The 18,284-nt window shown below is 69.1% G+C and carries 16 protein-coding genes and 1 tRNA gene; 3 read left to right on the top strand and 14 right to left on the bottom strand.

Going from position 1 to position 18,284, the window contains the following annotated elements; all coding sequences use genetic code 11:
• Positions 1–94 precede the first annotated feature (94 nt).
• The 9 genes from rpoB to AB0D85_RS00840 form a co-directional block, all read right to left on the bottom strand.
• Complete coding sequence (gene rpoB, locus AB0D85_RS00880; RefSeq protein WP_362312083.1) at positions 95–3,580, bottom strand: DNA-directed RNA polymerase subunit beta; 3,486 nt, start codon at positions 3,578–3,580, stop codon at positions 95–97.
• Positions 3,581–4,134: 554 nt separating this feature from the next.
• Positions 4,135–4,518 carry a 50S ribosomal protein L7/L12 gene (gene rplL / locus AB0D85_RS00875; RefSeq protein WP_362313407.1) on the bottom strand — a complete coding sequence of 128 codons (384 nt, stop codon included), beginning with the start codon at positions 4,516–4,518 and terminating at the stop codon, positions 4,135–4,137.
• A 123-nt stretch (positions 4,519–4,641) separates the two neighbouring features.
• A complete protein-coding gene (gene rplJ / locus AB0D85_RS00870) occupies positions 4,642–5,172 on the bottom strand; it encodes a 50S ribosomal protein L10 (protein ID WP_362312082.1) in 531 nt (176 codons plus the stop codon).
• A 287-nt stretch (positions 5,173–5,459) separates the two neighbouring features.
• Entirely contained in the window at positions 5,460–6,320 is an 861-nt protein-coding gene (locus AB0D85_RS00865; RefSeq protein ID WP_362312080.1) for a hypothetical protein, read from the bottom strand.
• A gap of 581 nt (positions 6,321–6,901) precedes the next feature.
• Complete coding sequence (gene rplA, locus AB0D85_RS00860; RefSeq protein ID WP_362312078.1) at positions 6,902–7,627, bottom strand: 50S ribosomal protein L1; 726 nt, start codon at positions 7,625–7,627, stop codon at positions 6,902–6,904.
• Positions 7,628–7,708: 81 nt separating this feature from the next.
• Entirely contained in the window at positions 7,709–8,143 is a 435-nt protein-coding gene (gene rplK / locus AB0D85_RS00855; RefSeq protein ID WP_037858373.1) for a 50S ribosomal protein L11, read from the bottom strand.
• Positions 8,144–8,310: 167 nt separating this feature from the next.
• Entirely contained in the window at positions 8,311–9,219 is a 909-nt protein-coding gene (nusG, locus tag AB0D85_RS00850) for a transcription termination/antitermination protein NusG (RefSeq protein WP_362312075.1), read from the bottom strand.
• 80 nt (positions 9,220–9,299) lie between these two features.
• A complete protein-coding gene (secE, locus tag AB0D85_RS00845; RefSeq protein ID WP_362312073.1) occupies positions 9,300–9,587 on the bottom strand; it encodes a preprotein translocase subunit SecE in 288 nt (95 codons plus the stop codon).
• A 108-nt stretch (positions 9,588–9,695) separates the two neighbouring features.
• A tRNA-Trp gene (locus AB0D85_RS00840) sits at positions 9,696–9,768 on the bottom strand.
• A gap of 502 nt (positions 9,769–10,270) precedes the next feature.
• On the opposite strand from AB0D85_RS00840, the gene AB0D85_RS00835 reads away from it, so the two are divergent.
• Positions 10,271–11,497, top strand: coding sequence for a pyridoxal phosphate-dependent aminotransferase (locus AB0D85_RS00835; RefSeq protein ID WP_362312071.1), 1,227 nt, complete (start codon positions 10,271–10,273; stop codon positions 11,495–11,497).
• A 224-nt stretch (positions 11,498–11,721) separates the two neighbouring features.
• Positions 11,722–12,762, top strand: a complete 1,041-nt coding sequence (locus AB0D85_RS00830) for an adenosine deaminase (protein ID WP_362312069.1) — start codon at positions 11,722–11,724, stop codon at positions 12,760–12,762.
• A 25-nt stretch (positions 12,763–12,787) separates the two neighbouring features.
• On the opposite strand, the gene AB0D85_RS00825 is transcribed toward AB0D85_RS00830, so the two are convergent.
• On the bottom strand, positions 12,788–13,453 hold the full coding sequence (locus AB0D85_RS00825; protein WP_362312067.1) for a hypothetical protein: 666 nt from the start codon (positions 13,451–13,453) through the stop codon (positions 12,788–12,790).
• 24 nt (positions 13,454–13,477) lie between these two features.
• The gene (locus AB0D85_RS00820; RefSeq protein ID WP_362312066.1) at positions 13,478–14,095 is read right to left on the bottom strand and encodes a helix-turn-helix domain-containing protein; all 618 of its coding nucleotides are present in this window, start codon (positions 14,093–14,095) and stop codon (positions 13,478–13,480) included.
• A 151-nt stretch (positions 14,096–14,246) separates the two neighbouring features.
• Between AB0D85_RS00820 and AB0D85_RS00815 the strand changes: the two genes are divergently transcribed.
• Positions 14,247–14,876: an SDR family oxidoreductase gene (locus AB0D85_RS00815; RefSeq protein WP_362312064.1), complete on the top strand. Its 630-nt coding sequence runs from the start codon at positions 14,247–14,249 to the stop codon at positions 14,874–14,876.
• 11 nt (positions 14,877–14,887) lie between these two features.
• Here the strand turns inward: AB0D85_RS00815 and AB0D85_RS00810 are convergent, their stop codons facing one another.
• The 3 genes from AB0D85_RS00810 to AB0D85_RS00800 all read right to left on the bottom strand — a co-directional run bounded on the left by AB0D85_RS00810 (position 14,888) and on the right by AB0D85_RS00800 (position 18,192).
• Positions 14,888–15,943: a UDP-N-acetylmuramate dehydrogenase gene (locus tag AB0D85_RS00810; RefSeq protein WP_362312062.1), complete on the bottom strand. Its 1,056-nt coding sequence runs from the start codon at positions 15,941–15,943 to the stop codon at positions 14,888–14,890.
• Between the two features lie 111 nt (positions 15,944–16,054).
• Complete coding sequence (locus tag AB0D85_RS00805; protein ID WP_362312060.1) at positions 16,055–17,515, bottom strand: DHA2 family efflux MFS transporter permease subunit; 1,461 nt, start codon at positions 17,513–17,515, stop codon at positions 16,055–16,057.
• Between the two features lie 95 nt (positions 17,516–17,610).
• Entirely contained in the window at positions 17,611–18,192 is a 582-nt protein-coding gene (locus AB0D85_RS00800; protein WP_362312058.1) for a TetR/AcrR family transcriptional regulator, read from the bottom strand.
• Positions 18,193–18,284 lie beyond the last annotated feature (92 nt).

Here is an 18,284-nt window from a genome sequence, read left to right as displayed (position 1 = left end):
GCGTCAATCCCTCTCAGGGTTGTAAGTCTGTGGTCTGAAACGGGGGCCTGGGGGTCGGCGGGGCCCTGATCGCTCAGGGCCCGCCGGACTCCCGTCAGACCTCTTCGACGCTGCTCGGCTCGCGCCGGGACAGGTCGATGCCGAGCTCCTCCGCAGCGCGGAAGACGTCCTCGTCGGTGTCACGCATCTCGATGGACATACCGTCGCTGGACAGCACCTCCACGTTCAGGCAGAGCGACTGCATCTCCTTGATGAGGACCTTGAAGGACTCGGGGATGCCGGGCTCGGGGATGTTCTCGCCCTTGACGATGGCCTCGTAGACCTTCACGCGGCCGGTGACGTCGTCGGACTTGATGGTGAGCAGTTCCTGGAGCGCGTAGGCGGCGCCGTAGGCCTCGAGGGCCCACACCTCCATCTCGCCGAAGCGCTGGCCACCGAACTGCGCCTTACCACCCAGCGGCTGCTGGGTGATCATCGAGTACGGGCCGGTCGAACGGGCGTGCAGCTTGTCGTCGACCAGGTGGTGCAGCTTGAGGATGTACATGTAGCCGATGGAGATCGGGTCCGGGAACGGCTCACCGCTGCGGCCGTCGAACAGCCGCGCCTTGCCGGACGGCTGCACCAGGCGGTCGCCGTCGCGGTTGGGGATGGTGTGCTGCAGCAGACCCGCCAGCTCGTCCTCACGGGCACCGTCGAAGACCGGGGTGGCGACGTTGGTGCGCGGGGCGACCTGGTCGGCACCGATGGCCTGCAGACGCTGGGCCCAGTCGTCGGCGAGGCCGGAGACGTCCCAGCCGCGGCTGGCGAGCCAGCCGAGGTGGATCTCCAGGACCTGTCCCGGGTTCATTCGGGACGGGACACCGAGCGGGTTGAGGATGATGTCGACCGGGGTTCCGTCCTCGAGGAACGGCATGTCCTCGATGGGCAGGATCTTGGAGATGACACCCTTGTTGCCGTGGCGGCCGGCGAGCTTGTCACCGTCGGTGATCTTGCGCTTCTGCGCGACGTAGACGCGCACCAGCTGGTTCACACCCGGGGGAAGCTCGTCGCCCTCCTCGCGGTCGAAGACGCGCACACCGATGATCTTGCCGATCTCGCCGTGCGGCACCTTCAGCGAGGTGTCGCGGACCTCACGGGCCTTCTCACCGAAGATCGCGCGCAGCAGGCGCTCCTCGGGGGTCAGCTCGGTCTCGCCCTTGGGCGTGACCTTGCCGACGAGGATGTCACCGGCGACGACCTCGGCACCGATCCGGATGATGCCGCGCTCGTCGAGGTCGGCGAGGACCTCCTCGGAGACGTTCGGGATGTCCCGGGTGATCTCCTCGGGGCCGAGCTTGGTGTCACGGGCGTCGACCTCGTGCTCCTCGATGTGGATCGAGGAGAGGACGTCGTCCTGCACGAGGCGCTGCGACAGGATGATCGCGTCCTCGTAGTTGTGACCCTCCCACGGCATGAACGCCACGAGCAGGTTCTTGCCGAGGGCCATCTCGCCGTTCTGGGTGGCCGGACCGTCGGCCAGCACCTGGCCGGTGATGATGCGGTCGCCCTCGTCGACGATGACCTTCTGGTTGACCGAGGTGCCCTGGTTGGACCGGGAGAACTTGGCCAGGCGGTACGTGATGTACGTGCCGTCGTCGTTGGCGGTGGTGATGTAGTCCGCGGAGACCTCCTGGACCACACCGTCCTTCTCGGCCTTGACCACGTCGCCGGCGTCGACGGCGGAGCGGTACTCCATGCCGGTGCCGACGAGCGGGGACTCGGACTTGATCAGGGGCACGGCCTGGCGCATCATGTTCGCGCCCATGAGGGCACGGTTGGCGTCGTCGTGCTCGAGGAACGGGATCATGGCGGTCGCGACCGACACCATCTGGCGCGGCGAGACGTCCATGTAGTCCACGTCGTCACCGGCGACGTAGTCGACCTCGCCGCCACGGCGGCGGACCAGGACGCGGGCCTCGGAGAAGCGCATGTCGTCGTTGAGGCCGGCGTTGGCCTGCGCGATGACGAAGCGGTCCTCCTCGTCGGCGGTCAGGTAGTCCACCTCGTCGGTGACCTGGCCGTCGACGACCTTGCGGTACGGGGTCTCGACGAAACCGAACGCGTTGACGCGGCCGTAGGAGGCGAGCGAGCCGATCAGACCGATGTTCGGGCCTTCGGGGGTCTCGATCGGGCACATACGGCCGTAGTGCGACGGGTGCACGTCACGGACCTCGAAGCCGGCCCGCTCACGGGAGAGACCACCCGGGCCAAGAGCCGACAGACGGCGCTTGTGGGTGAGACCCGACAGCGGGTTGTTCTGGTCCATGAACTGGGACAGCTGGCTGGTGCCGAAGAACTCCTTGATGGAGGCGACGACCGGCCGGATGTTGATCAGGGTCTGCGGCGTGATCGCCTCGACGTCCTGGGTCGTCATGCGCTCCCGGACGACGCGCTCCATACGGGCCAGACCGGTACGGACCTGGTTCTGGATGAGCTCGCCGACGCTGCGCAGACGACGGTTGCCGAAGTGGTCGATGTCGTCGGTCTCGACGACGATGTTCGTACCGCTGTCACCGACCGTCTCGGTCTCGCCGGCGTGCAGCTTCACCAGGTACTTGATCGTCGAGATGACGTCCTCGACGGTCAGGACGCCCGCGTCCAGCGGAGCCTCCGCACCCAGCTTCTTGTTGACCTTGTAGCGGCCGACCTTGGCGAGGTCGTAACGCTTCGGGTTGAAGTACAGGTTCTCCAGCAGCGTCTGCGCGGCCTCACGCGTGGGGGGCTCGCCCGGACGCAGCTTGCGGTAGATGTCGAGCAGCGCGTCGTCCTGGCCCTGGGTGTGGTCCTTCTCCAGGGTGGCGCGCATGGACTCGTACTCGCCGAACTCCTCGAGGATCTGCTCGGTGGTCCAACCGAGGGCCTTGAGAAGGACGGTCACGGACTGCTTGCGCTTGCGGTCGATACGGACACCGACCATGTCGCGCTTGTCGATCTCCATCTCCAGCCAGGCACCCCGGGACGGGATGATCTTGGCGGAGAAGATGTCCTTGTCGGACGTCTTGTCGATGGAGGAGTCGAAGTAGACACCGGGCGAACGGACCAGCTGCGACACCACGACACGCTCGGTGCCGTTGATGACGAAGGTGCCCTTGTGCGTCATGAGCGGGAAGTCGCCCATGAAGACCGTCTGGGACTTGATCTCGCCGGTCTCGTTGTTGGTGAACTCGGCCGTGACGAAGAGCGGGGCGGCGTACGTGAAGTCGCGCTCCTTGCACTCGTCGATGCTGTTCTTCGGCGGCTCGAAGCGGTGGTCGCGGAACGTCAGCGACATCGACCCGGAGAAGTCCTCGATCGGGGAGATCTCCTCGAAGATCTCCTCCAGACCGGACTTGGTGGGGACGTCCTGACCTGACTCCAGAGCCTCCTCGACCCGACTCTGCCAGGCGGTGTTGCCGAGCAGCCAGTCAAAGCTCTCGGTCTGCAGCGCGAGCAGGTTGGGAACCTCGAGAGGCTCCTTGATCTTTGCAAAAGAGATGCGCAGCGGGGCGGTGCTGGCGCCGTTGTTCATATTCGCGTTCGAGGCAGTGCGCGAGGCGGCCAAGAGGGGGTCCTTCCGAGGGCTCGGACTCACTACGCGCTCCCCGGTCCCTTCCCGGACACAGAGACAGAAACCCCAGTTCAGAGGAGGTTCGGTCGTCGGCGTTCGGGTGAGGGCAGACCCCTGGTGACGGGCAGGGGAAGGCTAACAGGCAGCGCAAAGGGTCAGTGTAGCCACTTGGCACACTGATGTCCAGTCTCCATTTTCTGAGACCCTCTTCATCGTCAACGCCTGCGTCATGCCTGCCCTCAACGCACGTTGATACTGCCCTCTTCGTCGCCGATCCATGCCTCGGATTCGGACCGTTCTGGCGACGCGTCCTGAGAATTGCGCGCTGCGTGCGGTTCGTCAAGGCCCCCCTGCGCAAACCCGGTGCGCCGGGGACACGACGAAGATCACCATACCCCCCGCCGTCACGGGTGCAAGGCAACCGCGGTCGGCCTCCCGGGAACGCCGAAGAGCGACCACCCGGATGGATGATCGCTCTTCGCGGTCTGCGCGTTACAGCCCCCGAGGGGGTGTTTCAGCACACAGAGGTCTCGACGACCTCAGAGGCCTTACTTGACCTCGACGGAGGCGCCGGCGCCCTTGAGGGACTCGGCGGCCTTCTCGGCGGCCTCCTTGGCGACCTTCTCGAGGACGGGCTTCGGGGCGCCGTCCACGAGGTCCTTGGCCTCCTTCAGGCCGAGCGAGGTGAGCTCGCGCACGACCTTGATGACCTGGATCTTCTTCTCGCCGGCACCGGTGAGGATGACGTCGAACTCGTCCTGCTCCTCAGCGGCCTCGGCCGGGGCGGCCGGACCGGCCGGACCCGCGACGGCAACCGCGGCGGCGGCGGTGACGTCGAACTTCTCCTCGAACGCCTTCACGAACTCGGAGAGCTGGATCAGGGTCATCGACTCGAACTCGGCGAGCAGTTCGTCCTGGGTGAGAGCCACGATGGCTTTCCTTCCACTAATTTCGGCTGGTGCCGTGATGTACATGTCTGGCGGGCGTACGTTCGGCCCGCTACGACCGTTGCCTTCGGCGGGCTGCCTCAGGCTGCGGTCATTTCGCGAGCCGAGTTACTCGGCACCGCCCTGCTCGGCCTGCTTGGCACGAAGCGCCTCCGCGGTGCGGACGAACTTCGAGGGGAGCGCCTGGAAGACCTGAGCAGCCTGCGTCTGCTTGCCCTTCATGGCACCCGCCAGCTTGGCGAGCAGAACCTCGCGGGACTCGAGGTCCGCAAGCTTCTTGATCTCGTCGGCGGACAGCGCCTTGCCGTCAAGGACACCGCCCTTGATGACGAGGTTCGGGTTGTCCTTGGCGAAGTCACGAAGACCCTTCGCCGACGTCACCGGGTCACCGGTGATGAAGGCAACCGCCGTCGGACCGTTGAACAGGTCGTCGAGCGTCGAGATCCCGGCCTCGTTGGCCGCGATCTTGGTCAGCGTGTTCTTCACCACGGCGTACTGGGCGTCTTCACCGAGCGAACGACGCAGCGTCTTGAGCTGCGCCACGGTGAGACCCCGGTACTCGGTCAGCACGGCGGCGTTCGAGCTGCGGAACTGCTCCGTCAGCTCGGCTACCGCGGCAGCCTTGTCGGGCCTTGCCATAGAGCGTCGGCCTCCTTCCGGGTGATGAGGACCGCTCGGAAGGGGCTGGGGAAAACGAAACGCCCCGGCGCAGGCGCACGGGGCGTAGCTCGACCGGGCACACACACGCTGAGCATGTGTTCCGGGAGCACTTCCACAGTCACCTGCGCGGGTCGTCCGCGGTTCAGCGGATCCTTCGGCCACCGCACCCCCTTGCGGGCGAGCGGCAACGACCAGCGGTCTTTGGCTTCCTGAGAAGGGTACGGGACCGCTGCACTGTCAAGCAAATCGGCTCCGTACGACCACTCTCACGAGGCCGGCGTGCCGCCCTGCTTCTTCAGCAGCGTCCGGAAGTCCTCGGTGTCACCGGCCGGCGGCTTCCGCGCGCTGACCTTGACGCCGTAGTCGCTGTAGTACGCGGTCTGGGTCATCGCGCCGTTCGCCGTGTCGGCCTTCTCGACCTTCTTGACCAGCAGGTCCTTGCCGTCGACCCAGATGTCGACGGACTCCTTGCCGACGCCGGCCTGGCTGAGCTGCTTCTGCAGTTCGCCGTCGCCGGCCAGGTCGGAGACGTGCACCGTGCCCGAGTAGTGGGTGGTGGGCACGCCGGAGACCTTCTCCCGGCCGACCTTCCGTACGTCCCCGGCGGCCAGCAGCAGCCGTACCGACTGGTTGGGCGTGGTGTTGCGCATCAGGTCCGTCATCATCGCGCCGGAGCCGCCGCCGAGGGTGGCTAGGTAGTCGTACGTGTACCTGATCCAGTGCCTGCCGCCCAGCTGCCGGGCGAACCTCTCGCCGACCTTGGCGTAGTAGGCGTCCTTGAGGTAGCGGGTCTCCAGGGACGTGGAGTCGAGCCCCCGCATCAGGTCGGCGGTGGTGCCGCCGGTGTAGGTGATGGTGAGGGTGCCGGTGAGGCCGTCGGTCCAGCCGAGGGCGCCCTCGGCCCTGGTGGACATCAGGGAGCCGAGGGTGGTGGTGGAGCGGACCCGGACCGACCGGGCCCGGTGCGTGGACCGCTCGGCGGTGCGCAGGGCGGCCAGGGACCGCTTCTGGTGGGCGGTGCCGCTTCCCGTCTCCGGGCCCGCCGAGGAGGTACAGGCACCCACCCCGCTCAGCGCGGTCACCGCCGCGACCGCCAGGACCACCCGGCGCACACCCCTGTTCGTCATCCCGCCCCACCCCCCATACGAGCCCCGCACCCCCGACGCTAACCCAGCCCACCGACACCGTGCGGGAACTCGACGAGGGCCGAGAGCCACCGCACCCGACCGGGGAGCCGGTCACACCCGGCCGAAGAGCCGTCGGGCCCGGTCGGGGATCCATCGGGCCCGGCCGGAGAGGCGTCACGCCCGGTCGGGGAGGCGTCACACCCGGCCGAAGAGCCGTCAGGCCCGGCCGAGGATCCATCGGGCCCGGCCGGAGAGGCGTCACGCCCGGTCGGGGAGGCGTCGTACCCGGTCGGAGAGCCGTCACGCACGGCCGGAGAAGCCGTCACGCACCGTCAGAGAGCCGCCGTGCCCGGTCGGAGAAGCCGTCGCGTCCGGTCGCGGAGCTCCCGCACCCCGTCCGGGAGCCGCCATACCCCGTCCGGGAGCCGCCATACCCGGTCCGCGAGCCGTCGGACCCGGTCACGGAGCCCGCCCCCGTACCCGGTCCGGGAAACGCGAGGGGCCCCGCGATCCTTTCGGATTGCGGGGCCCGCTCTGCTGCTGACGCGTCCCTGACGCGGCTACCGGACCGAGCGCGGGGCTCAGACGGCGGCCGGGTCCTCCTCGACGAGGAGGTTGCGGGTGCGGTTCGAGTCGACCGGAATGCCGGGGCCCATCGTGGTGCTGATGGCGGCCTTCTTGATGTATCGACCCTTGGCGGCGGACGGCTTCAGACGGAGGATCTCCTCCAGCGCGGCGCCGTAGTTCTCCACCAGCTTGTCGTCCTCGAAGGACGTCTTGCCGATGATGAAGTGCAGGTTCGAGTGCTTGTCGACGCGGAACTCGATCTTGCCGCCCTTGATCTCGGTCACAGCCTTGGCGGTGTCCGGGGTCACGGTGCCGGTCTTCGGGTTCGGCATCAGACCACGCGGGCCGAGGACGCGGCCGAGACGGCCGACCTTGCCCATGAGGTCCGGGGTGGCGACGACGGCGTCGAAGTCCAGACGGCCCTTCGCCACCTCGTCGATCAGTTCGTCGGCGCCGACGATGTCGGCGCCCGCGGCACGCGCGGCCTCGGCACGGTCACCGGTCGCGAAGACCAGGACCCGGGCGGTCTTGCCGGTGCCGTGCGGGAGGTTCACGGTGCCACGGACCATCTGGTCGGCCTTGCGCGGGTCGACACCCAGGCGGAAGGCGACCTCGACGGTGCCGTCGAACTTGGTCGTGGAGGTCTCCTTGGCGAGACGGACGGCCTCGAGCGGGGCGTACAGCTTCTCCCGGTCGACCTTGGCGTCCGCAGCGCGGAGAGCCTTGCTGCGCTTGCTCACAACTGCTCCTGTGTTCTTGATGAGGAGTCGTGGTGTACGGACCGAGCAGGCCCTACCACGGTGGTTCTACGAAGGTGGGGCTCAGCCCTCGACCGTGATGCCCATGGAGCGGGCGGTGCCGGCGATGATCTTCGACGCGGCGTCCAGGTCGTTGGCGTTCAGGTCGGGAAGCTTGGTCTGGGCGATCTCGCGGACCTGCGCCTCGGTGATCTTGGCGACCTTGGTCTTGTGCGGCTCGCCGGAGCCCTTCTCGACACCAGCGGCCTTGAGGATCATCTTCGCGGCCGGCGGGGTCTTGGTGACGAAGGTGAAGGAGCGGTCCTCGTAGACCGTGATCTCCACCGGGATCACCCAGCCACGCTGCGACTCGGTCGCCGCGTTGTAGGCCTTGCAGAACTCCATGATGTTGACGCCGTGCTGGCCGAGCGCGGGGCCGACCGGCGGGGCCGGGTTCGCCGCACCGGCGTTGATCTGGAGCTTGATGAGCCCCGTGACCTTCTTCTTCTTGGGAGGCATTACTCTCCGGGTCCTTTCATTCGGGTCCTGCCCGCATCCGAGGACCACCCGGTTGCAGGCATACCGCACAACGATAGCGGGTATAGATGCGCGGCCAAAAACCGAGCAGGTCAGGCGAGGGCCTGACCTGCTCGGAAGCGGTTACGTCCGGAAGGAACTGGAAGGAACTAGTTCTTCTGGATCTGGTCGAACGACAGCTCGACCGGCGTCTCACGCCCGAAGATCTCCACCAGGCCCTTGACCTTCTTGGAGTCCGGGTTGATCTCGTTGATCGTGGCCTGCAGCGTGGCGAACGGACCGTCCGTGACGGTGACCGAGTCGCCCACCTCGAAGTCCAGCACCTGGACCTCGACCTTGCGCTGCGGCGCCGGCTTGCCCTCGGCCTCGGCCGCCTCGCGGGCCGCCTTCTCCTCGGCCTCCGGAGCGAGCATCTTGACGATCTCGTCCAGGGTCAGCGGGTAGGGGTCGTAGGCGTTGCCGACGAAGCCGGTGACACCGGGGGTGTTGCGGACGACACCCCAGGACTCGTTCGTCAGGTCCATGCGGACGAGCACATAACCGGGCAGCTTGTTCTGCTTGATGGTCTTGCGGTCGCCGTTCTTGATCTGGACGACCTCTTCCTGCGGCACCTCGGCCTGGAAGATGTAGTCCTCGACGTTCAGCGAGACGGCGCGCTGCTCCAGGTTGGTCTTCACGCGGTTCTCGTAGCCGGCGTAGGTGTGGATGACGTACCACTCGCCGGGGAGCAGGCGCAGTTCGTCGCGCAGGGCCTGGACGGGGTCGACCGGCTCGGCGGGCTCTTCCTCGACGGCCTCTTCCTCGGCGTCCTCTTCCTCGGCGTCCTCTTCCTCGGCGTCCTCGTCCGCGAGAGCCTCGGCGTCCTCGGCTTCATCGAGGTCCTCGGCGTCCTCGTCCTCGACGTGGACCGCGGTCTCCTCGGCCGGCTCCCCCAGTTCGGCCTCGGCAGCCTCGAACTCGTCCTGCTCGTCCGCGCCCTCGACGATGTCCAGCTCGTCGTCGACGGCGTCGACAGCCTTTTCCGGGTCGACGGCGTCGTTCAGGTTCGGGTCAGACACGATGGCTGCTTCTTCCTGGATACATAGGGGTGGAACATGCGAAAACGGGCGCCGGTACCACGGCGCCCTTCGCTCTGTGCTCAGCCGAAGACGTACTTGGCCGCGTGGTTGAGTCCATAGTCAATCACGGTCACCAGAGCGATCATGATGGCGACGAAGAAGATCACCACGGTGGTGTACGACGTCAGCTGGTTACGAGTCGGCCAGACGACCTTGCGGAGCTCCGCAATGATCTGGCGATAGAAGGTACCGAGGCGCTTCAGCGGGCCCTTCTTGGCACGCTTGCCGCCCTTGCGGGCCTTCTTGTTGGACTCCGACACCTCGTCCTGGGCATCAGGCGTGTCGATGGAGCCCACGGCGTCCGCCATTCGTCCTCACCTGTTCCCGGGTCGTGGCCGTGCCGCGCCCGGTTCCTGAGCCGCACGGCGGTGCAATGCTTGTACGTACATGCGCACACATCCTGGCTGTGTGTGTAGCAGGGCCGGAGGGACTTGAACCCCCAACCGCCGGTTTTGGAGACCGGTGCTCTACCAATTGAGCTACGACCCTTTGTGTGTCCCCCAACGTACCGCATCCGGCCGGGTGCTCGGTGTGCACCCGCTCAGGCACGGCTGTTGGTGGCCAACGAGGTGAGAGTGTACGTGGTCCGCGGCCCGGCGTCGAACAGAAAGTGCCTGCCCGAGGCGCCGGGCCGAAGATCGTCCTGGCGGGAGGCCGGTTTAGAACTCCCGTTCACGTCTCAACCCGTGCTGTTCAGTCTGCCGCCTCCTCAGCCGTGAATCGCCGAGCATGACTCCCGGCTCTCCACACTTCGTCGCGCTCCGCGCCACCGCCGGCTGCGGCGTCGAGGTCGCATCCGCCCTGCCGGGCGCGGGGCCGACGGCAAGGCCCCACACCGGGGAGACCCGGTGACGCCAGCCCGGTCAACACCAAAAACAACCGTGTCCCCGGCGAGCCGGTTCGTGCCTTCAAGACCTCACAGGCTGGCTTCATCAGCGTACAAATGAAACCGGCGTGCCGTTGAGGTTTCCAGTCTGAAACCATGGGCCCCATGAGCGCTGCAACCCCTCCCACCGAGCGCCGGGTCTCCGCCCGAGTCGGCGCGATCTCCGAGTCCGCCACCCTCGCCGTGGACGCCAAGGCCAAGGCCCTGAAGGCCGCCGGGCGCCCGGTGATCGGCTTCGGCGCCGGTGAGCCCGACTTCCCGACTCCGGACTACATCGTCGAGGCCGCCATCGAGGCCTGCAAGAACCCGAAGTACCACCGCTACACCCCGGCCGGCGGCCTGCCCGAGCTGAAGGCCGCGATCGCCGCGAAGACGCTGCGCGACTCCGGCTACGAGGTCGACGCCGCCCAGGTCCTCGTCACCAACGGCGGCAAGCAGGCCATCTACGAGGCCTTCGCCGCGATCCTCGACCCGGGCGACGAGGTCATCGTCCCCGCCCCGTACTGGACGACGTACCCGGAGTCGATCCGTCTCGCCGGCGGTGTCCCGGTGGACGTCGTGGCCGACGAGACGACCGGCTACCGCGTCTCCGTCGAGCAGCTGGAGGCGGCCCGCACCGAGAAGACGAAGGTCGTGCTCTTCGTCTCCCCGTCGAACCCGACCGGCGCCGTCTACAGCGAGGCCGAGACCGAGGCGATCGGCCGCTGGGCCGTGGAGCACGGCCTGTGGGTCCTCACGGACGAGATCTACGAGCACCTGGTCTACGGCGACGCGAAGTTCACCTCGCTGCCGGCGGTCCTGCCCGAGCTGCGCGACAAGTGCATCGTCGTCAACGGCGTCGCCAAGACGTACGCCATGACCGGCTGGCGGGTCGGCTGGGTCATCGGCCCCAAGGACGTCGTCAAGGCGGCCACGAACCTCCAGTCGCACGCCACGTCGAACGTCTCCAACGTGGCGCAGGTCGCCGCCCTGGCCGCCGTCACCGGTGACCTGGCGGCCGTGGCGAAGATGCGCGAGGCCTTCGACCGGCGCCGTCAGACGATCGTGCGGATGCTCAACGAGATCGACGGCGTGGTCTGCCCGGAGCCGGAGGGCGCCTTCTACGCGTACCCGTCGGTCAAGGCGCTGCTCGGCAAGGAGATCCGCGGAAAGCGCCCGGCCTCCTCGGTCGAGCTGGCCGAGCTGATCCTGGAGGAGGCCGAGGTCGCGGTCGTTCCCGGCGAGGCCTTCGGCACGCCCGGCTATCTGCGCCTGTCGTACGCGCTCGGCGACGAGGACCTCGTCGAGGGCGTGAGCCGACTGCAGAAACTGCTGGCCGAGGCGAAGGACTGACCGTCCACGGCGCACAAGCGGGCCTCCGGCCGAGCCGGGGGCCCGCTTGTGCGTTCAGGCACGCGCCCGTTCGGGAAACTCGCTGCCTGGACCAGGATTTCTACGGCAGGATCCTGGAGTGACTCCGCCCCTGAGGGCTTCCCGTTCGGCTGATGCCCAACGGCGGACAAGCCCTGCCCGGCACCTTTCGGCACGGAGCGGAGCCTAGCGCACACGGAGAGTTCATGGAGACGGTTCGAGACGTTCGGCTGCTGCCGAAAGCCCACCTGCACCTGCACTTCACCGGTTCCATGCGGCCGAAGACCGTCCTGGAACTGGCCGACAAGTACGGCGTACGCCTCCCCGAGGCGCTGACAGACGCTCTGACCAGCGGGGAGCCGCCGAGACTGCGGGCCACCGACGAACGGGGCTGGTTCCGCTTCCAGCGGCTGTACGACGCCGCGCGCTCCTGCCTGAGAGAGCCCGAGGACATCCGGCGGCTGGTCCGGGAGGCCGCGGAGGAGGACGTCAGGGACGGCTCGGGCTGGCTGGAGATCCAGGTGGACCCGACGTCGTACGCCCCCAGGCTGGGCGGTCTGATCCCGGCCCTGGAGATCATCCTGGACGCGGTGGAGACGACGTCCCGGGAGACCGGTCTCGGTATGCGCGTCCTGGTGGCCGCGAACCGTATGAAGCACCCGCTGGACGCGCGCACGCTCGCGCGGCTGGCCGTGCGGTACGCGGACCGGGGTGTGGTCGGCTTCGGGCTGTCGAACGACGAGCGGCGGGGCCTGGCCCGGGACTTCGACCGGGCGTTCCACATCGCGCGCGAGGGCGGCCTGCTGGCGGCTCCGCACGGCGGCGAGCTGACGGGCCCGGCGTCGGTCCGGGACTGCCTGGACGACCTGCACGCCTCCCGGATCGGGCACGGCGTGCGGGCGGCGGAGGACCCGAGGCTGCTCAAGCGGCTCGCGGACCGGGGCATCACCTGCGAGGTGTGCCCGGCCTCCAATGTGGCCCTGGGCGTCTACGAGAAGCCCGAGGACGTCCCGCTGCGCACGCTCTTCGAGGCGGGCGTCCCGATGGCGCTGGGCGCCGACGACCCGCTGCTGTTCGGCTCCCGGCTGGCCGCCCAGTACGACATCGCGCGCGTGCACCACGGTTTCACGGACGCCGAACTGGCGGAGCTGGCCCGGCAGTCGGTGCGGGGTTCGGCGGCACCCGAGGACATGAAGGCGAAGCTCCTGGCGGGCATCGACGCCTGGCTCACCACCCCGGTGTCCTGACCGGGGCTTCGTCAGGGTCTTCGGATCAGGGTCTTCGGAAGTGGGCGTATGGCGGGTACGCCTTGAAGCAGACCAGCACCTCGACGGGGTGCCCGCCGCCCGGCGGCTGCTTCAGCCCCCACAGTCCCGACACGAGTGCCGCGTGCCCCGCGGCCACACCCTTGCGGCGCGGCCCCCACCCGGCCGCGTAGGCCAGGGACATGGCGGCCTCGGCGAAGACGTACCGGCTGCCGAAGAGGAAGAGCGTGCTCGCGTGGGTGCTGTGCCGGAAGCACTCCCGGCGGTCGCCGTGCTCGGTGCGGGCGCGCCAGGCGGCCGCGTCCCGCGCGGTGCGCGCCTCGTCGGTGCGGACGGTGAGCGGGGTGCCCTGCCGCAGCCGGTGGCGCAGGCCGGGCCACTGGGCGGCGCGCAGTCCGAGCGCGTGATGGGCCAGGACGAGGTCGACGAGGGGGCCCTGCCCCTCGTCCGGCGGCACTCCGTCCCGCAGCGGCACATGGACGATCGTGTGCCGTGAGTGGGCGGCGAACGAGAGCAGTCCGGCGAGCCGGTTGAGCCCGTCGTGTTCGCCCGTGAGCGTGCCGACGGGCGCGGGGGCGCGCAGTGAGGTGTGGCGCAGCGGCTGCCAGGGCTGGACGATCCGGTGTTCGTGGGGGCCGGTGCGGGGCCGGAACTCGCGCAGTCTCAGCCGCATGCGGGATGCCTCATGGCATCAGCGTCACGGGTGGGCGGGGTCCTCGGCAACGGAGATTCCGCTCAGCAGGGTGCGCGCGAGCCGGGCGGCGAACTCGTCCACCGGCGGGCGGGCGCCGGTCGCGGTCGCCTCGTAGGCGAAGACGCGCTGGACACAGGCGCCGAGCAGCAGGGAGGCGGCCGCGGTGGTGTCGGCGTCGGGGCGGATCCGGCCGATCGCCTTCTCGGCGCACAGGTAGGCGTCGAGGGCCCTCATCGGCACATGCGGTCCGGCGCCGATGGTGCGCAGTCTGTCGTCGAGCTTCCGCTTGAGCTGCTGTTCGGCGTACAGGGACGCGGCGATCGGGAAGCTCTCTTCGTAGAACAGGGCGGCCTGCCGGGCGATCTGGGTGAGGTTGCCCTCCAGGGTGCCGCGGCCGGGTTCGACGGTGAGCTCGCCGAGCAGCGGGAGGAGCCGTGGCAGGCGCTCGGCGAGCACGTGCACGAACAGCTCTTCCTTGCTGGGGAAGTACTTGTAGAGGGCCGCCTCGGAGCAGCCGGCCGCCCTGGCGATCTCCTTGGTGGTGGTGCGGGCGAGCCCGATGGTGAGCATCAGCTCGTGAGCGGCGTCGAGGATGCGGACGCGGGCCGGTTTCTGCTGCATGACGCCCAAGGATCACATGTCCTTTCCAGCGGGTGCGGCGGATGTCCCGAAGAGGCTTGACGGGTGGGTGAGTACTTACCCACTCTAGAGACCGACACGAGGTGAGTGAACACTCACCCACCAGTTGGCGCTCGACCACTCGGGAGCAGTCATGAATCTCACCGTCTTCGGTGCGACCGGCGGAACAGGCCGGGAGATCGTCCGCCAGGCGCTGGCGTCCGGCCATCGGGTCACGGCGGTCGTCCGGGACCCCGCGCGGCTGACCGTGACGGGCGCCGGCCTGGAGGTCGTCCGCGCGGACCTCACCGACCCCGAGGCGGTCCGCCCGGCGGTCGCGGGCCGGGACGCGGTCCTGTCCGGCCTGGGCGCGCGCAGCCGCAAGGAGGCCGGGGTGGCCGCCCGTCTGACCCGCACGGTGCTGTCCGCCATGCAGGCGGAGGGCGTACGGCGGCTGGTGGTGGTCAGCGCGGCACCGGTGGGCCCGGAGCCGGACGACGGCTTGCTGGACCGCTCCGTACGCGCCCTGGTCGGCAGGATCCTCAAGCCGGTCTACGACGACCTGCGCGAGATGGAGGCGGAACTGTCCCGCAGCGGCACCGACTGGACGTCGGTGCGCCCGCCCCGCCTCCAGAACAAGCCCCTGACCGGCACCTACCGCACGGTGATCGGCGGCTTCCCGCCGAAGGGCCGCTTCATCGCCCGGGCGGACGTGGCCCACGCGATGCTGGCGATGATCGAGGACGAGGGAACGGTGAAGCAGGGGGTGGGGGTGGCGTACTGACCCCTGGCTCCCTAGAGGTTCACACCGACGGTCACCGGCTCATTGACGAGAGTCACGCCGAACGCGTCGCGGACCCCGGCGACGACCTCGCGCGCCAGCTCCAGCAGATCCTCCGTCGTGGCCCCGCCCCGATTGGTCAGCGCCAGCGTGTGCTTCGTGGAGATCCGGGCCGCTCCGCTGCCGTACCCCTTGGTGAACCCGGCCTTGTCGATCAGCCAGGCCGCCGAGGTCTTGGTACGCCCCTCCCCCGCGGGGTAGGCGGGCGGCTCGGTCCCGTCGCCCAGCCGCTCGCGCACGCGCGCGTGGAAGTCGGCGAACTGCGCATCCGTAAGGATCGGGTTGGTGAAGAAGGACCCTGCCGACCAGGTGTCGTGGTCCTCGGGATCCAGCACCATCCCCTTCCCCGCGCGGAGCTTGAGCACGGTCTCGCGCGCGTCGGCGAGCGGAACCCGGTCCCCCGGTTCCACTCCGAGCGCCCGCGCGGCCTCGGCGTACCGCACCGGCGCCGACATCCCGCCCGCGTCCTCCAGTTCGAAGCGCACGCGCAGGACGACGTACCGCTCGGGGTCGCCCTTGAACCGGCTGTGCCGGTAGGAGAACGCGCACTCCTCGTCGGTGAGCGTCACGGTCTCGCCGGCCCGCCGGTCGTAGGCGACGACCTGGGTGATGGTGGAGGAGACCTCCTGGCCGTAGGCCCCCACGTTCTGGATCGGCGTGGCACCCGCCGAACCCGGGATCCCGGCGAGGCACTCGATGCCCGCGAGGCCCGCCTCGACGGCGCGGGCGACCGCGTCGGTCCACACCTCGCCGGCCGCCAGGTCCAGCGTCGTACCGCGCAGTTCGAAGCCGGTGGTGGCGATGCGCAGGGCCGTGCCGTCGAAGCCCTTGTCGCCGATGACCAGGTTCGAGCCGCCGCCGATGACCAGCAGCGGGGTCCCGCTGTCGTCGGCCTCGCGGACGGCGGCGATCACCTCGGCGTCGGTGGCCGCGGTGATCAGCCGGGTGGCGGGGCCGCCGAGCCGGAAGGTGGTGAGGGGGGCGAGGGGGGCGTCGTGGAGTTCCTGCACGCGCCCAAGAGTACGAGACGCCGCCGGCAGTCCCGCCGCCACGAGCCGTACGCGCGCGTGGGGCCCCGTCCGCCGGAAACGGGGCCCACGCGCGCGTGCCGTCTGGTGTCGTCAGCCGCCGACGGTCGCCGGCTCCGGGGTGAGCTCCCCCTCGGCGACGATCCGCGCGGCCCGGCGCCGGCCGGGGATCAGCAGTGCGGAGATCCCGGCGAGGGCGACCACCGCGGCTCCGGTGAAGAGGGCGGGCCGCAGCCCGTCCACGAAGCTCTGGGCGCTGTCGTAGCCGCCCTGGGCCGAGAAGATGGACGACATGACCGCGACGCCGAGTGCGCCGCCGACCTCGCGCAGGGCGTTGTTGGCGCCGGAGGCGATGCCCTGTTCCTGCGGGCGTACGGCGGACATCACGAGGTTGGCGGCCGGGGCGAAGTACAGGGCCATGCCGATACCGCTGACGATCAGACCGGGCAGCTGGGCGCCGTAGGAGGCGTCCGCGGTGACGACGGAGGCGAGGTAGCCGAGCCCGACGGCCTGGAGGAAGAGCCCGGCGGCGACGACGGGGCGCCCCCCTATCCGGTCGGAGAGGATGCCGGCGATCGGCGCGACGAGCATGGGCATGCCCGTCCAGGGCAGCATCCTGAGGCCGGCCTCGGTGGGCGAGTAGCCGAGCACGCCCTGCATGTACTGGCTGAGCAGGAAGATCGAGCCGAACATGCCGAGGAACATCAGCAGGCTCGCGGCGTTGATGCCGGAGAACGCGCGGGAACGGAAGAGCCGCATCGGCAGCATGGGGTTCTTGGCGCGGCTGCCGTGCAGGACGAACCCGGCGAGCAGCGCGCCACCGGCGAACAGTCCGGTCAGCACAAGGGGGCTGGTCCAGCCGTCGGCGGGGCCGCGGACCAGGCCGTAGACGATCCCGAAGAGGCCGCCGCTGGCGAGGAGGGTGCCGGGGACGTCGAGCGGGGCGCCGGTGCCGTGGGACTCGGCGAGACGGAGGCGGGCGAGCGGCAGCAGGGCGACGCCGAGCGGGACGTTCAGCCAGAAGATCCAGTGCCAGGACACGTGTTCGGTGAGGCTGCCGCCGATGAGCGGCCCGGAGGCGACCGCGAGCCCGTTGACGGCGCCCCAGATGCCGTACGCCATCCCGCGCTTGGCCGCCGGCACGGCCGCCGTCAGCAGGGTGAGGGTGAGCGGCATCATGACGGCCGCGCCGACGCCCTGTACCGCGCGGGCGGCGATCAGGGAGTCGATGCCGGGTGCCATGGCGGCAGCGGCGGAGGCGCCGGTGAAGACGGTGAGCCCGGCGAGGAAGAGCCGGCGGCGGCCGAAGCGGTCACCGAGGGCGGCGCCGAACATCAGCAGGACGGCGAAGGTGAGCGTGTAGGCGCTCACGGTCCATTCGAGGTCGTCGAGCGCCCCGCCGAGGTCCTTGCGGATGGAGGGCAGGGCGGTGGTGACGACGAGGTTGTCGAGGGCCGCCATGAATCCGGCGACGCTGGTGATGACGAGCGCCCATGCGGCGCCTCCGCGCGGTGCGGTCTGCCGTTCGGTCTGCTGTGCGGTCTCTTGTGACATCGCTCCCCCAGAGCGTGCTCTGAACGTTGATTAGTTATTGATCACTAATTTTCTGGCTCATGAAAAGCCCGGGCCGGGAACGGCGAACCGCCCCCTCACCCGTCGCTGCACTTCTCCAGCCGCCCCGTGGTCCCGGCGTCCGGGTACATCCCCTGCCAGACCCGGTGCTCGGGCGGAAACCCCATGGCCGTATAGGTGTTGATGAGCATCCCCTTGGCCAGGAAGGTCGTGGTGCGGTCGACGTCGGCACCCGAGAGCAGGTGCACGGTCTCCCAGAGCCGCGACCAGCCGGCCCGTACGAGCTCGCCGAACTCGTGCTCGCCCTCCGCCTCCGCGGCCGCGACGGTGATGTACGTCTGCATCTGCATCTGGAGCCGCTCCGGCCGCTCCTGGATGAGCCGCACATACGCGTCGCCCATGGCATGCAGGGCTTCCTCGCCCTCCAGCCCCTCCGCCGCCTTCTCGAAGAGCTCGCGCATCTCGTCGATGCAGCGCTGCGAGGCGACGGCGAAGATCGCCTTCTTGCCCGGGAAGAGCCGGAAGAGGTACGGCTGCGAGACCCCGACCCGCTTGGCGATCGCCTCGGTGGAGGTGCCGTAGTAGCCCCTCTGTGAGAACTCGGCGATCGCCGCGCGGATGACGCTCTCACGCCGCTCCTCGGCACTCATCCTGACCATGCGACGAAGTTAGTACTCAATCACTAACTACGTCAAGGGCCTTGCCCCTCCCGCCGGGAACGCCCCCTCGCCTGCGACCGTTTCACAGGTAG

This window comes from Streptomyces sp. NPDC048277 (genome assembly GCF_040652235.1).
Lineage (GTDB): Bacteria > Actinomycetota > Actinomycetes > Streptomycetales > Streptomycetaceae > Streptomyces.
Note: the sequence above shows the minus strand (reverse complement) of the source record. Positions and strands in the feature narration are given on the sequence as shown.

Bases quoted from the DNA above. Each gene is read 5' to 3' on its own strand.
- AB0D85_RS00805 (WP_362312060.1), bottom strand. From the start codon at position 17,515: ATGTCACAAGAGACCGCACAGCAGACCGAACGGCAGACCGCACCGCGC.
- AB0D85_RS00825 (WP_362312067.1), bottom strand. From the start codon at position 13,453: ATGCGGCTGAGACTGCGCGAGTTCCGGCCCCGCACCGGCCCCCACGAA.
- secE (WP_362312073.1), bottom strand. From the start codon at position 9,587: ATGGCGGACGCCGTGGGCTCCATCGACACGCCTGATGCCCAGGACGAG.
- rplJ (WP_362312082.1), bottom strand. From the start codon at position 5,172: ATGGCAAGGCCCGACAAGGCTGCCGCGGTAGCCGAGCTGACGGAGCAG.
- AB0D85_RS00830 (WP_362312069.1), top strand. From the start codon at position 11,722: ATGGAGACGGTTCGAGACGTTCGGCTGCTGCCGAAAGCCCACCTGCAC.
- AB0D85_RS00865 (WP_362312080.1), bottom strand. From the start codon at position 6,320: ATGACGAACAGGGGTGTGCGCCGGGTGGTCCTGGCGGTCGCGGCGGTG.
- AB0D85_RS00800 (WP_362312058.1), bottom strand. From the start codon at position 18,192: ATGGTCAGGATGAGTGCCGAGGAGCGGCGTGAGAGCGTCATCCGCGCG.
- AB0D85_RS00815 (WP_362312064.1), top strand. From the start codon at position 14,247: ATGAATCTCACCGTCTTCGGTGCGACCGGCGGAACAGGCCGGGAGATC.
- rplK (WP_037858373.1), bottom strand. From the start codon at position 8,143: ATGCCTCCCAAGAAGAAGAAGGTCACGGGGCTCATCAAGCTCCAGATC.
- AB0D85_RS00820 (WP_362312066.1), bottom strand. From the start codon at position 14,095: ATGCAGCAGAAACCGGCCCGCGTCCGCATCCTCGACGCCGCTCACGAG.
- AB0D85_RS00835 (WP_362312071.1), top strand. From the start codon at position 10,271: ATGAGCGCTGCAACCCCTCCCACCGAGCGCCGGGTCTCCGCCCGAGTC.